This is a genomic window from Rhizobacter fulvus (genome assembly GCF_964020785.1).
Window position 1 is genome coordinate 4,492,771 of record NZ_OZ224516.1, and the last position, 12,967, is coordinate 4,505,737.

14 protein-coding genes are annotated in these 12,967 nt (G+C 60.2%); 5 read left to right on the plus strand and 9 right to left on the minus strand.

The window, feature by feature from the left end:
• Window positions 1–652: 652 nt before the first annotated feature.
• From ACWH49_RS21415 to ACWH49_RS21425, 3 genes are all read right to left on the minus strand, one after another.
• On the minus strand, window positions 653–1,276 hold the full coding sequence (locus ACWH49_RS21415) for a HupE/UreJ family protein (RefSeq protein WP_448174377.1): 624 nt from the start codon (window positions 1,274–1,276) through the stop codon (window positions 653–655).
• Window positions 1,212–1,355: a YHYH domain-containing protein gene (locus ACWH49_RS21420; RefSeq protein ID WP_448173296.1), complete on the minus strand. Its 144-nt coding sequence runs from the start codon at window positions 1,353–1,355 to the stop codon at window positions 1,212–1,214. The genes ACWH49_RS21415 and ACWH49_RS21420 overlap by 65 nt, the downstream gene beginning before the upstream one ends.
• A gap of 112 nt (window positions 1,356–1,467) precedes the next feature.
• Window positions 1,468–1,710 carry a hypothetical protein gene (locus ACWH49_RS21425; RefSeq protein ID WP_448173297.1) on the minus strand — a complete coding sequence of 81 codons (243 nt, stop codon included), beginning with the start codon at window positions 1,708–1,710 and terminating at the stop codon, window positions 1,468–1,470.
• Between the two features lie 620 nt (window positions 1,711–2,330).
• Between ACWH49_RS21425 and ACWH49_RS21430 the strand changes: the two genes are divergently transcribed.
• Window positions 2,331–2,534, plus strand: coding sequence for a hypothetical protein (locus tag ACWH49_RS21430; RefSeq protein ID WP_448173298.1), 204 nt, complete (start codon window positions 2,331–2,333; stop codon window positions 2,532–2,534).
• Between the two features lie 78 nt (window positions 2,535–2,612).
• On the opposite strand, the gene ACWH49_RS21435 is transcribed toward ACWH49_RS21430, so the two are convergent.
• Window positions 2,613–3,524, minus strand: coding sequence for a hypothetical protein (locus ACWH49_RS21435; protein WP_448173299.1), 912 nt, complete (start codon window positions 3,522–3,524; stop codon window positions 2,613–2,615).
• A gap of 18 nt (window positions 3,525–3,542) precedes the next feature.
• Entirely contained in the window at window positions 3,543–3,887 is a 345-nt protein-coding gene (locus tag ACWH49_RS21440; protein WP_448173300.1) for a hypothetical protein, read from the minus strand.
• A gap of 141 nt (window positions 3,888–4,028) precedes the next feature.
• Here ACWH49_RS21440 and istA point away from each other — a divergent pair, with 141 nt between their 5' ends.
• Window positions 4,029–5,594: an IS21 family transposase gene (gene istA / locus ACWH49_RS21445; RefSeq protein WP_448170694.1), complete on the plus strand. Its 1,566-nt coding sequence runs from the start codon at window positions 4,029–4,031 to the stop codon at window positions 5,592–5,594.
• Window positions 5,584–6,381 carry an IS21-like element helper ATPase IstB gene (istB, locus tag ACWH49_RS21450; protein WP_448170693.1) on the plus strand — a complete coding sequence of 266 codons (798 nt, stop codon included), beginning with the start codon at window positions 5,584–5,586 and terminating at the stop codon, window positions 6,379–6,381. The genes istA and istB overlap by 11 nt, the downstream gene beginning before the upstream one ends.
• Window positions 6,382–6,541: 160 nt before the next feature.
• On the opposite strand, the gene ACWH49_RS21455 is transcribed toward istB, so the two are convergent.
• The 3 genes from ACWH49_RS21455 to ACWH49_RS21465 form a co-directional block, all read right to left on the minus strand.
• On the minus strand, window positions 6,542–6,820 hold the full coding sequence (locus tag ACWH49_RS21455; RefSeq protein WP_448173301.1) for a hypothetical protein: 279 nt from the start codon (window positions 6,818–6,820) through the stop codon (window positions 6,542–6,544).
• A gap of 64 nt (window positions 6,821–6,884) precedes the next feature.
• A complete protein-coding gene (locus ACWH49_RS21460; RefSeq protein WP_448173302.1) occupies window positions 6,885–7,190 on the minus strand; it encodes a hypothetical protein in 306 nt (101 codons plus the stop codon).
• Between the two features lie 219 nt (window positions 7,191–7,409).
• Entirely contained in the window at window positions 7,410–8,045 is a 636-nt protein-coding gene (locus ACWH49_RS21465; RefSeq protein ID WP_448173303.1) for a recombinase family protein, read from the minus strand.
• A gap of 531 nt (window positions 8,046–8,576) precedes the next feature.
• Here ACWH49_RS21465 and ACWH49_RS21470 point away from each other — a divergent pair.
• Complete coding sequence (locus ACWH49_RS21470; protein ID WP_448173304.1) at window positions 8,577–10,601, plus strand: AAA family ATPase; 2,025 nt, start codon at window positions 8,577–8,579, stop codon at window positions 10,599–10,601.
• A gap of 50 nt (window positions 10,602–10,651) precedes the next feature.
• Here ACWH49_RS21470 and ACWH49_RS21475 read toward each other — a convergent pair whose 3' ends face one another.
• The gene (locus ACWH49_RS21475) at window positions 10,652–11,341 is read right to left on the minus strand and encodes a hypothetical protein (protein WP_448173305.1); all 690 of its coding nucleotides are present in this window, start codon (window positions 11,339–11,341) and stop codon (window positions 10,652–10,654) included.
• Between the two features lie 226 nt (window positions 11,342–11,567).
• Here ACWH49_RS21475 and ACWH49_RS21480 point away from each other — a divergent pair, with 226 nt between their 5' ends.
• Complete coding sequence (locus tag ACWH49_RS21480) at window positions 11,568–12,338, plus strand: HEPN domain-containing protein (RefSeq protein ID WP_448173306.1); 771 nt, start codon at window positions 11,568–11,570, stop codon at window positions 12,336–12,338.
• The last annotated feature ends 629 nt before the right edge of the window (window positions 12,339–12,967 follow it).

The following is a 12,967-nucleotide window of genomic DNA, read 5'->3' on the forward strand; positions in this document are numbered from 1 at the left end:
TTGGTCGAACGGACTCATGGCGTCCGCTTCACAGACCGCCGTTCGGTAAGTCCAACGTACTTCCACGCCATCTCCTCGGGATTGAGCAGATGCGCGTTCAGGTAGACGATTTCAGCTGCCCACGCGGCCTCTGCGTCGCTAGATGTAGGGTCCAGCGACCTCATAGCGGAAATGAATCGTGCGCGCCACTCGCCCTCGCCGATCGTCGGCGTTGATGCAGCCATGGGATGACGCACGCAAACAGCGTTCCCACTATTTTGGTCGCGCACTGACACTCGCGTTCACTAGCGACGCTACCTCGCCCCACGCGATGACCGCTGCAAGGGTCGCGTTGGGCGCGGAAGGCACCCGCTTGTTCTATGTCAAACCTACTGCAAGTATCGTCTGCGTTTGTCGCTGCAGCCCGATGTGGGGAAGGACACTGCTTCCTTGGGGAAGGGCCCAGGACCTGAACAAGTGGACAAGTACGAAGCGCAGTGGTGTAGACGGTTCACGGAACTGGCGCTCGCGTCAGGCAAGGTGACCGACGTAGGCGCGGCAGTCTGGTTAGCGCGCGTCTCCTACCCAAGTGCCTCGATGCTCAGTCCAGAGGAGACGTTGTCGATGCTCCAGCTCGTAGCGCAACTGCCCTGTGTACCGCCCGCGTGCTGACTCACTTCGTCAGCAGACCCAGTCCGAGCGCAGCGGTAAACAGCCCGCCAAGTCGCAAGGCCATCAGACGTTGCTCGCGGTCGGCCCAAAGGCCCATCCCTACGCCAATTAGATGTAAAGCTGTCGTGCCCAGCAAGAAGCCTGCGGTGAACGCAGCCGGATCGGCAGTCCCCGGAATTTCAAGCCCATGCGCGTTACCGTGTGCGGCACCGAAGACTGCCGCGAATGCGGTAGCGGTCCAGAACATCAATCGTCTGTGACGAGGTAGCAAGGGTCCGACAGAGACGACGAGCCCCAACGCGAGTAGAGATGCTGCGATTAGCTTCTCGCCTTGGGGAAGGACGGCACCCTGCAATCCCGCCATACCCCCCAGGGCCATCGCAAGGACAAACGAAGCGGGCATGGCCCACACAGCGGTTCGCACAAGAAGCGCACTGACCACCCCGACGCAGACCATAGCGAGTAGATGATCGAACCCCAGGATCGGATGTAGCAGTCCGTCCCAGAGTCCACCCGCCGCTGACGCTAAAAGTGGCGTGTTGATACTTGCAACGCCAAAGTCACTTGGGCTTATGGCAGTGGTACAGGCCGGTTGCAGTTTCCGTGTGGCACCCGGCGGAGTCAGTGCCTCCACTGTGGCCGATTGCAAAGCCGGCGAGTGACATGAGCAGCGCACCGATTGATGCAGAGATGACTTTCTTCATGGGGAATCGTTCTCACTTGTGCCGCACAGTTGTCTGTGCGATGGGTCCGAAGGGGACCAGGGCAGGACGTGCTTGAAGGCTCGTCCCACAGTTCCTTGACGCACGCGCCTTTCTACTTTTTGAGCCGCATTGGCTCGACCTTGTACGGATCAACGGTGCCCGCCTTGCCCGTGTACGGATTGACATTCCCCTTGGTCGAGTAGTTGTCGAGCTTAGTCGCGTTGCGGTCGGTAGCCATCGCAGGAGCGACATATGTGCCGTCCTTCTTGATGTACGCCTTTACCGCATGATCGCCAGCCACTGCAGTGCCAGACGTGAAAACTGCGAGGGCCATAACAAGGTACTTCGTTCGCATCTCTACTCCAATACACCGCGAAGGGCGGCGGTGCATGATGCCTCATTGTTACGTCTGGTCACCCCCTAGAACCAGCGACTGACCTCGAATCGCGGCGGGTGTCTCCCTACCGTTGCGCCATCAGCGGCTGTTGCACCACACGGCATTGATGCGGTGGAGTACAGCGGGAGCCAGCCGTTTGTACGAGTCATGAAGGAACTTCCGCAGTCCCGCCAAGGGCAGCATGCTTTTGCGGATGAAGAAGGGGCGATGCTCGGTGGCCCTGAGGATGTCCCGAAGGCGAAACCATGGGGCACCGTCGATGATGACCGCTTCGAGAGTTGTGGGTGGTGGTCGAGCTTGCTTGATCCGCCTTGACGGCGTGCGGCGATCCGCGTGATGTGGTCTCATGTTCAGTCCGATTCGGAAATGAAAAAGGGAGCCGCTGAGGGCTCCCCTTGGTGTTGGAAGTGATGGATGTTTTCGGTCGGCAATCGAAATTCGTAAGCGTGACGGAAACTGTGACGGTCACAGAATTGGCGGGTGGATTGCTGCCCACTCGGGAACAGTCGCCGTTCAGGGCTGTACCCTTCGATCAACGTGGTTCAGAGTCCGGGCCTTCACTACTGAAAGCCGACTACATGAACGCCCTGATCAACACCATCGCTCATTGCCTCGGCTATGACATCTTCATCACTTGCGCCACGGGGGCAAGGACTGATGGGATGGCCTTCGATGTCCTGCCCATGTTCGGCGGCGTGAGCACATGCGATGGGGTCGAGGCGTGGGGCTTCGGTCTGCACCTTGTCGCGTCCCGGCTGAAGGGGCAGCCGCAGTCCGCCTAAGGCGAGCCGATACAGGTCCCCAACGCTAGTGCTGAAGGAGGCCCCCGAGAGGGGGCTTTCCTGCTTCTTGGGGGGGTGCTACAGCATGCTCATCCGCGCAGCCGCTTCGGGCCGCATCCATTGGCCGGCCACGAAGACTTCCCGCTGGCCCCCCTGCATGCGAACCGGATGGCCCGCAGCCTTCAGTGCAGCATCACTCGGGGGCGTGACAGACAGCCAGCGGGCCGCGATGGCCTTGTAGCCGGTGACATCGGCGTAGTGCATTTGCTTCATCACTGCCTCTTGCAGCTGACCCTGCATGTTCTGCTTGGCCCAGGAGTAAAACGCTCCACGATCCTCGGCGGCGATGCCGTAGCGCGAAGTGATCGCTGAGTCGGCCTGCTGTTGATACACGGCACGGATGGATTCGAGTCGGCCGCTGCCTTGTTCTCCATCGTGGCCGCTAACCTGACTGAACTTGTGGGACAGAGCGGACGCATCGAGGCGACCCACTGCAACGCCCATAGCCACCGAAGCGAGGCCGTCGAGGTTGCCCTGATCAACGTCCCCCAGTGCAGCGTTCACGATTGCCATCTGGTGATCAGCGATGGGATGGAACCCGGAAGTGTCGGCCTGCGCAGCAGCCATGGGCCGACTTGCTGCCTCGGTGAATGAACCGTCTTGGTTCTTCTGCAGCACGCCCTCCTTGACCCAGAAGGACACCGGGGCCTGAACCCCGTTCACTTCCAGCAGCGTCGTTGCCTCGATCTGATAGAGCGGAAGCCCGAGGGGGTGCCGGGCAGATGCCAAGAGGGAGTCGGTGCCGTGGTACGGATGGAGTTCCCCGGTGTTGCCTCGGTCCTGCCCGCGAGTGGTCTCGGTGACAACGCCGTCGATGGTCGTGACCACGGAGACAGTGCCCCCGATGCGGTGCTGTGACTGCGGATGTGCCATTGCGTCAGGGATAGGTTGCGGATCGTCCTGGCCGATCATGTAGCTCTGGTAGGTCATGGTCTGTTCTCGATGTGTTTAGTCGTTGATGGAAGCAATGGGGCGTGTGGTGTCGGAGACGTACACGGGTGCCCCCCAAGTGAAGCCGGGTTCCCCGGGGCCGGCGTAGACCTGCGCGAGTTGCCCCGCGAACTGACCGGTGTACGGATAAGGTGTCCCCACGACTGCCTCGGAGACCCAGTTAAGGGGCTGGCGGGTCAGCACGGGCTCTGCAAAGAGTTGCGCGAGGCGTCCCGGTGTAGTGCCGGCGATTGCTGCGACTTGAGCGGCCGTGTATCGGGAGTCCGCCAGAAGGGTCTGAAGATGATCCGGGTGGATGGTGCCGATAGCGGAGGCGATGCGGACGCTGTTGAGTGTGGCCATGGTTTTCTTTCGAGTTGGTTAGGGAAGTAGCGGCTGTTGATTTCCATCCAGAAGTGATCCACTGACCCCGCTGATTTCCATTTAAAACTGACCCACGCAAGAACCCTAACCTGCTGCTTTGAGTGGCAGGGAGCAGTAGGAGTGATTGACGTGGCGACACTGAGTGTCATCAGGCGGTGGGCCCTGCGCGAGCAGCTGTCCATCCGCGAGATAGCCCGACGCACCGGCCTGTCTCGCAACACCATCAGGAAGTACCTTCGGGCCGGTACGGTCGAGCCCCGGTACGCGAAGCGCGCGAGCCCGAGCAAGCTCGACTCGTATGCCGACAAACTCTCGGGCTGGCTCAAGGCCGAGGCGACCAAGTCGCGCAAGCAGCGGCGAACGTTGAAGCAGATGCACGCCGACCTCGTCGTGCTCGGCTACGCGGGTTCCTACAACCGCGTCGCTGCCTTCGCCAGAGCTTGGACCGCGCAGCGGCACGAGGTCGAGCAGACCACTGGACGCGGCACCTTCGTGCCCCTGACCTTCGGCGCGGGTGAGGCCTTCCAGTTCGACTGGAGCGAGGACTGGGCCGTCATTGCCGGCGAGCGCACCAAGCTGCAGGTTGCGCACTTCAAGCTCAGCCACAGCCGGGCGTTCCTGCTGCGGGCCTACCCGCTGCAGACCCACGAGATGCTGTTCGACGCGCACAACCACGCCTTCGAGGTGCTGGGCGGCGTCCCGCGCCGCGGCATCTACGACAACATGCGCACCGCCGTCGACAAGGTTCGACGCGGCAAGGAGCGCGACATCAACGCGCGCTTCCAGGCCATGGTCAGCCACTACCTGTTCGAGGCCGAGTTCTGCAACCCCGCCTCCGGTTGGGAGAAGGGCCAGGTCGAGAAGAACGTGCGCGACGCTCGGCACAGGCTGTGGCAACCGACGCCTGCGTTCCCGACGCTGGACGCCTTGAACGACTGGCTCGAGCAACGCTGCAAGGCGCTGTGGGCCGAGATCAGCCACGGCAGGCTGCCCGGCACCGTTGCCGACGTGTGGGCGCAAGAGAAGGCGTTCCTGATGGAGCGGCCTCGCGCCTTCGACGGCTTCGTCGAGCACACCAAGCGTGTCTCGCCGACATGCCTCGTGCACTTTGAGCGCAACCGCTACAGCGTGCCGGCGTCGTATGCCAACCGCCCGGTGAGCCTGCGGGCCTATGCCGACCGGCTCGTGGTCGCGGCCGAGGGCCAGATCGTGTGCGAGCACGTTCGCATCATCGACCGGCGCCACGACACGAGCGGCCAGACCGTCTACGACTGGCGCCACTACCTGGCGGTGCTGCAGAGGAAGCCGGGAGCGCTGCGCAACGGCGCGCCGTTCGCCGAGCTGCCCGAGGGCTTCCGGCGGCTGCAAGGCTCGTTGCTCAGACAACCCGGCGGCGACCGGGAGATGGTGGAGATCCTGGCGCTGGTGCTGCACCATGACGAGCAGGCCGTGCTCGCCGCGGTGGAGCTGGCGCTGGAAGCCGGCGTGCCGACGAAGACGCATGTGCTCAACGTGCTTCACCGGCTGCTCGACGGCAAGCCGCCCGCGCCGCCGGTGACCGCGCCGCAGGCTCTGCGCCTGGTCAACGAGCCGCAGGCCAACGTGCTGCGCTACGACGCGCTGCGGGGCAAGGCCCAGGCCGCTGTGCACGCCTACGCGGCCAAGGAGAACTGCCATGCGTCATGACCCTGCGAGCGCGGCGATCGTGATCATGCTGCGCGAACTCAAGATGCACGGCATGGCGCACGCGGTAGCGGAACTGGCCGAACAAGGTGCACCCGCCTTCGAAGACGCGCAGCCGGTCCTGTCGCAGCTGCTCAAGGCGGAGACGGCGGAGCGCGAGGTGCGCTCGGTGGCCTACCAGTTGAAGCTGGCGCGCTTGCCCGTCTACCGCGACCTCGCAGGCTTCGACTTCGGGCAGAGCGAGGTCAACGAAGCACTGGTGCGTCAGCTGCACCGATGCGAGTTCCTAGAGGATGCGCAGAACGTGGTGCTCGTCGGCGGGCCGGGCACGGGCAAGACGCACCTGGCCACTGCGCTCGGGGTGCAGGCCGTCGAGCATCATCATCGGCGCGTAAGGTTCTTCTCCACGGTCGAGCTGGTCAATGCGCTGGAGCTCGAGAAGGCCACGGGCAAGGCCGGTCAGATCGCGCACCGGTTGATGTACGCCGACCTGGTCATCCTCGACGAGCTGGGCTACCTGCCGTTCAGCGCGTCAGGCGGGGCGTTGCTGTTCCATCTGCTGTCCAAGCTCTACGAGCGGACCAGCGTGGTGATAACGACCAACCTGAGCTTCAGCGAGTGGGCCAGCGTGTTCGGCGATGCGAAGATGACGACGGCGCTGCTGGACCGGCTCACGCATCATTGCCACATCCTGGAGACCGGCAACGACAGCTACCGCTTCAAGAACAGTTCAGCCCAACCAACCCAACCCAAGAAGGAGTCCAAGACCAAGAAGTTATCCACAACGTGAGCCCGCGGGGCTCAAATACGGGTGGGTCACTATTGAATGGAAAAGGCGGGTCAGGATTACGTGGAACTCAACAGGTAGTCGGCAAGGAGTTCCTTGAGGCGGTAGTACGGAGCCAGGAATGAATGGACTCGGCTGTTGTCGAACAGGGTTGGGGGCCTGCTCACATCGGCGCTTCTGGTGCGTCATCGAGGTCGGGGCTGTAGATCGACCCGTCTGGTTGCGTTCTGAAATGCTTGGCGATGACTGCCTCCACAGACTCCATGGCTTCAAAAGTACTAGTGCGAAGTGCTGCATGGATGCCTGCCCTAGTCATTCTGTGATCTGGAGAGAGAAGCATGTGGGCGCGGATCAGCATGTAGGTCCCTACATCGGAGACGCTGTCGCTGTGCATGCATTGAAGGAAACGCTCGGCGTTGAGAGAGACGGTGAAGTTGTTCATGGTTGTGTGGTCGGAGTGGATGAGTTATGGGACGCGTGGGTGAAGTCGTGTGCGGTCACGCGCGTTATGACTTAGTTGAAGACCGTTGCCGGTCAGGGACTCGTGTAGCCAACTTCTCAAGCGCAGCAACCTCATTGGCGAATGCCGTAGGGCTCGATTCGAGGTGCGCGAGGTAGACGCTGATGGAGCGCCTTGCGATGAGCGCGAGTGAGGGCGTCTTGTCACCCGTCAGGCGGATTCGCTGGATGGCGGACCGGATGCCGTTGGCCTCGCGGTGCTGGTAGTTCAGAACGAGGGTGGTTCCGTCAGCGGCCTTGATGTAGCGGCTGAGGACTTTGTTGGTGTTGTTGGTGTACGGGGTGGGGGACATTGGGTGTTCCATTGAAGATCGGGAAAAGGCAGACCGTCAGATCGTCACTCCCACAGTGTGGAATGGCTTGACTGACGTAGAAGAGGCCACCGGACAGCACTCGGGTGAATGCGATCGGGTGGCCTCTCGGCGAAGCGGTGTGGTTCTTCCTAAGGTGGGTGAATCAGATCGGTGTGGTTCTCCTTAGGTCGGCCCTAATCGACTACGCCCGGTGAGCCCTCAGGCAACGCGGGCCGGTTGGCAGTACCTCTTGACGGTCGAGCGCGAGATGCCGAACTCGATGCTGGTGCGTGAGATGCTGGCCTTGTTCTCCGTCCGCCATGCGACCACCTTTACCGGGTCAACGTAACGCGGAGCTTGGTCGGCCCATCCACCTACGATGCCCACAGGTCGGCCAAGTGATGCCTTACCTCGATGGGTCTTGCCGTGCTCTGCAAGGTGCCTCTTAGCGGTCTCCCGGCCGGCCTCGGTTCGGTCGATGATGCGCTGGCGCTCCATCTGCGCGACACCCGAGAGGATCGTCACCAGCAGAGTGCCGAAGGCCCCGTCGATGACACCGAGGCCATGCACGTTGACGATGACCCCCTTGCCGATCAGCATGGCGAACGTCTGTTGCACGTCGATGGCGTTCCGGCCGAGTCGATCAAGCGCAGTCACCTTGAGCACGTCACCCCTTCGGCAGTACCGGGCGCAGTCTCCGAAGCCCGGCCGGTCGAGTGCGTCGATTGCGCCGCTGACCCCCTCATCCATGAACACGGTGTCGGGGTCGGTAGCGTCAGTGATGCCAAGTGCCGTCCGCTGCGACTCGATGGATTGATCCTTGGTGCTGACGCGAAGGTAGTAGACGGTGTTCATGGTTGAGGTGGCCCAGTAGTGCAAGCCATATTGTGAGCCATGTTCACAACTACCACAAGTGCAGAAGTGAGCCACCTGTCAGCGGGGTGGCCGAGACAGGCTCAGTACCGACAACTTGTGGACCCAAGCGCGTCGTGCCAGTCTCCGACAGTGCCACATCGGGAGCATTGAAGAGCAGCGGGAACCCTGTGGTTCTCCTAAGGTGGGGGTTTGAAGCCTTCACCGGGCGTCAGCACTCTTCGAGCCCACCCCCCCAGAACAGGGCAATGACAACGGATTCGGTGAGCGTCCGGCCGCCGGTTGCGACCGACTCAGACCGCACGCGGAAAAGACCGGGTCGCCTTGTGGCGTGGGGGGTGCCCTGTTGAATCTCCAGGGAGTCGAGGGGGCACGGGGGGATTCAGCAGGGAAGCACTCACGAGCTCACCGCTCAGATTTTCTCTGCAAACCCAGGAAGCCTTGGCGTGGCCGCCTTGCGGTACTGCAAGTACATTCCGTCACCTACAGGACAGAGAGAGACCGTATATGCGCTTGGAGTCATTCAAGATCACAAACTTCCGCTCCGTCACCGACAGTGGATGGATCGATGTGGCACAGATCACAGCGATTCTGGGCAGGAATGAAAGTGGTAAGTCGAACTTGTTGCGCGCACTGCGAAGTCTCAACCCAGCAGAGGGAATTGCTGCCCTAAGTCCTATAAAGAACTTTCCGCGCCATCGGAGGCTTTCGGAATGCACTGACGATACCGAAGTAGTGGATTCGGTTTGGTCGCTCGATGCACATGAGCAAGCCGAGTTAGCCGAAATCCTCCCGAGAGCCAAAGAAGTCAAGCAAGTTGAGGTTTCACGACGCTACAGCAAAGTGCGTGAAGTGGGCTTCGTCGATCTTGTACCGCTGCCTTTCATTCCCGCCGATGTAGCCGCAAAGGTCCGAAAGGTTTTTCCTGCCGTTCAAGCCCTGGCCGACAAACTGGAGGAACCCGGCAAAGCGGCGCTCTCTCAAGCGGCTTCGTCGTTCGACGCTTCCATGGTCTTAGTGTCGGACTGGACGGCATGGGGCAAGAAGGCGTTAGGCGCCCTCAATGCGCTGCGAAAATCTCTAGCTGGAGTGGATGCTGAACTGTCCGAAAAGCAAGATTCGATCGTAGTGGAATTGGAGCACTTAGCTGAACTTGTCGGCAGCGATGAAGAGAAGCATGCAGCCGCAAGATCGTGGGTCATCGGCAAGATGCCTAAGTTCATCTATGTCGATGAGTACCCCGACTTGCATGGCCATCAAGACATCGCTGAATACCTCGCTCGTAAGGCTCAGAATCAACGTACGTCTGCTGACCTGAACTTCGAGAAACTGTGCAAGGTGGCTGGGCTAATGCCGCAGGAACTGGAAACCCTGCTTCAGCAAAACGACCAAGAGACTCGCAATCAACTTGCCAATCGTGCTGGCTCAGTGGTCACTTCGGAGATTCGCCGGCTTTGGAAAGATCGGGCATTGAAAATCCGGTTCAACCTCGACGCGCACCACCTAGACACTCTCGTTTCTGACCCGAGTTCGACTTACGAGGTCGAGGTGAACCTCGATGAACGTAGCAGAGGCTTTCAATGGTTCTTCTCCTTCTATGTCACGTTCTTCGCAGACACGAATGGCGGTGCCGCCGAAGATGCAATCCTGCTACTTGATGAGCCGGGTCTGTACCTCCATGCTCGGTCGCAAAGTGACCTCCTGGGTCACTTCGAGAAGGACTTCAAGAATCAAATCGTCTACACGACGCATTCGCCATCCATGGTCCCGACGCATCGACTTGAATCTATCCGCACGGTCAGCATAGATGAGACGAATGGAACCACTGTCACCAACGACCCCACCGGCGATGCGCGCACGCTGTTTCCACTGCAGGCCGCGCTTGGCTACAACATCGCGCAGGGACTCTTTATTGGATCGAACAATCTGATCGTCGAAGGTGTCACTGACTTCTGGATCTTGTCTAGCGCGTCCGAATACCTTGCTGGACTCGAGAAGCCTTCGCTCAATCTGGACCTGACTATCACCCCGGTAGGTGGCGCACAAAAGGTCTCGTATATGGTTGCCTTGCTCACCTCCGAGCAGCAGAACGTATTGGTGCTGCTAGATCAGGAGAAAGAAGCGGGAGCTACGAGAGACCAGCTAGTCAAGAGCAGGCTCATCGCTGACAGCAACGTGATCTTCGTGTCGGAGGCGTTCGTTGCGCCCTCGCCATTGGAGGCGGATGTGGAAGACCTACTGGACTCGGCCGTGTATGAGCGGTTAGTGCGTGAGAGCTACGCGGCAGAGTTAAAGGGCAAGAAACTAGAACTGAACCCGAAGTTGCCCAGAGTCGCCAAGCGATTTGAGGCAGCGCTCGGGGCACTTGACATCAAGTTCCACAAGACTCGACCCGCGGCACTGTTTCTTAAGAAGATGGCGAGTGAGCCAGAGAAGGTTATTACCGACGAGAGCGCGCAACGATTTGCAGCGTTGTTCACCAGCATCAATTCCAGACTGGCGAAGCACCTTTTGCGTAACCGAGGCCCGTTCCAATAGTTCAATGTTGGGAACTCTAGCGAGACCAGCGTCGCGCTTAGGCTCCGCTGTCACTTCGCATTAGGCGCGGCGTTAGTCGGTCCGCAATCTGTTCGCTTCGGCTGCACATCCTTACCTTGGCCCGGTATGCCCCAAAGCGCGAGGACTCCCCAACGGATGCTCGCAACATTTTCTAGATTGCTCTGCAGGTTGTTAGCAACCGTGTCCAGTTTGTCGATGCCCTGGAACCTTAGTCCCATTTCCCATACGTCATGAGCCGCCCACACAATGCAACTGCTCTCTCTTTCAGGTAGGTAGGTCGCCAACTCTCGCATGAGCGACTCAAGCGTCCTTTCTTTGAATTCCGGGTATAGGACATATCCGGCATCGGGCAAGCCAAAGACGCGGCCGAGGATCACCCTGCCGTTCTTCAGGTGCACGCGCTTTTCGTCGTCAGCCTGCATCTTGCGGAAGCTCTGAATCTGTACGGCTACCGATGTGCCATACGACATTCGGTGAACGATTTCCTGGTCAAGGCGAATGATCAAGGCCTTCTCTTTCCTAATGGCCTCCGCCTCGGCACTCCACTTGGCATACGAAAACGAGAGTCCGGACAACAGCACAGCGGACAGAAACCACAAGACGAAGTGCGAGTTCAAAGCACTCCACAACTTCGACAAGCGGCTCGGCTTCTTAGGCATCAAGGTGCGCCGGCGCCAGACGGATTCGCTAGAACGGCGAGGGAAATCGGGCGGATTCATGTTGTCGAGGTTATCTCACTTGGCTCGACCTAAAGGAGTTGGGCGTCCGAAGTGGCGAACCCGCTTACGAGGTAGGTCAGTCAAAAATCGGGTCGCCGACTACGCCGCCCGCGACCGACCCATAAACCTGGAGACCTTAATGACTAAGCAGGGCCGAAGTACGGGTCACGCGGCAACATCGAGACGAGCGAAACTGTCACCTGAGGACATCGCTGAACTTATGGCGATGGTGGACAACGACGACATCGAGCGACGCCTGAATGACTTCGCAAGGCGATCTTTCCGCGACATGGCGGACAGAGACTATCTTGCGGCACGCCTCGCGCACGCTGCCGACCTCATGCCTCAGTTCATGTGGTCCTCGCAGCAGGCACTCGAAAAATACCTCAAGTACATCCTGCTGGTGAATCGCATTCGCGCCAGCAAGGTGAGGCACGACATCATCGCGGCCCTGGCACTCACCGCTCAACTGCCTTTCGCAGTTCAACTCAGCGACCGGTCACGGGAGTTCATCGACCATGTTGGCAAGTACGGAGAACATCGCTACCTCGATGTTTCATCCCACGCCATTGGCCATGTCCTAATCGACCTCGACCTTGCTGTTTGGGAACTGCGTCGCTACTGTCAAGTTCTTGTAGTGACTGACAAGACATTGAACCGTGTGGAGCAGCGGATTTTGGACACTGCGGTGGTGGAGTTGGAACTCAGCCATTCCCGCCCCCGGCACACATTCCGCCTCTCAGGTGGCTACCTTGAGTCTGTGCTCGACAATCCCAATCATCCCGCGCGAGAAGCCCTTGTTAGGCAGAACCCGTGCTATGGCGTGCGGGCCAGGAAGTCAGTGCGCTCGCGTCACGTGATGCAGGCGTTCAACGCTCCGCTGTATCTGTTCCCTGAGATGCTCGACGAACTTGTTAAGTACGTCTATGTCCCAAATGAGAAAGGATGGCGCGAGTACCGTGACGCGATTCGAGCCGACCCATCTAAGCGTCCGTAGGGAGTTGTCCTCACCACTTCTGACCCTTGGCCCTGTTGGCCGTAGCTGCGGCCTCCTTGATCGCCGTGGTGTCCGCTTCGTTGTACCCGTAGGCATTCGGGACGGCTATGACCGCGGACGAGCCGCCCCACGAGGCCAACAGCGGCAGCACCGGCCCCGCGTCAATCGAAGGGCCGATCCCGAAAGGGGACGCTCTGGATGCACTTGGATGACGGGTAGTGGGCTCCACGGCCTGTCGCCACGCCGCAGGGTTCGCGAACGTGGCACTGCATCCACTGCAGCGGTAGAGGTCGCTGTACGTCATGGCCCCTTCCGGCCCCCGATGAGTCAACCTGCGGTAGCTCGCAGCGCCACGAACGGCATCGGTACGGGGTCTGCGCGGGCTCCATGTCGATACTGTACATTCATACAGTAGTTGCGCTACGATGGCCGGCCGATGAACATGATTCAAGAGCCGACGAAATGAACGCGCATGAGTGGACTTGGCGGTGTGCCGAGAAGTTGCATGAACAGTGGCCGAGGGTGGACCCTGGAGACCTTGTGAATGTGGCCGAGGCGTTGCATCGGGAGGACCGATGGAAGGGGCTGGAGCCTGATGAGGCGGCGATGGAGTGGCTCCGACAGGGGAT

Excerpts from the sequence above, each read along its gene's own strand:
- ACWH49_RS21420 (WP_448173296.1), bottom strand. The coding sequence starts at position 1,355 with ATGAAGAAAGTCATCTCTGCATCAATCGGTGCGCTGCTCATGTCACTC.
- ACWH49_RS21425 (WP_448173297.1), bottom strand. The coding sequence starts at position 1,710 with ATGCGAACGAAGTACCTTGTTATGGCCCTCGCAGTTTTCACGTCTGGC.
- ACWH49_RS21430 (WP_448173298.1), top strand. The coding sequence starts at position 2,331 with ATGAACGCCCTGATCAACACCATCGCTCATTGCCTCGGCTATGACATC.
- ACWH49_RS21435 (WP_448173299.1), bottom strand. The coding sequence starts at position 3,524 with ATGACCTACCAGAGCTACATGATCGGCCAGGACGATCCGCAACCTATC.
- ACWH49_RS21440 (WP_448173300.1), bottom strand. The coding sequence starts at position 3,887 with ATGGCCACACTCAACAGCGTCCGCATCGCCTCCGCTATCGGCACCATC.
- istB (WP_448170693.1), top strand. The coding sequence starts at position 5,584 with ATGCGTCATGACCCTGCGAGCGCGGCGATCGTGATCATGCTGCGCGAA.
- ACWH49_RS21455 (WP_448173301.1), bottom strand. The coding sequence starts at position 6,820 with ATGAACAACTTCACCGTCTCTCTCAACGCCGAGCGTTTCCTTCAATGC.
- ACWH49_RS21460 (WP_448173302.1), bottom strand. The coding sequence starts at position 7,190 with ATGTCCCCCACCCCGTACACCAACAACACCAACAAAGTCCTCAGCCGC.
- ACWH49_RS21465 (WP_448173303.1), bottom strand. The coding sequence starts at position 8,045 with ATGAACACCGTCTACTACCTTCGCGTCAGCACCAAGGATCAATCCATC.
- ACWH49_RS21475 (WP_448173305.1), bottom strand. The coding sequence starts at position 11,341 with ATGAATCCGCCCGATTTCCCTCGCCGTTCTAGCGAATCCGTCTGGCGC.
- ACWH49_RS21480 (WP_448173306.1), top strand. The coding sequence starts at position 11,568 with ATGGTGGACAACGACGACATCGAGCGACGCCTGAATGACTTCGCAAGG.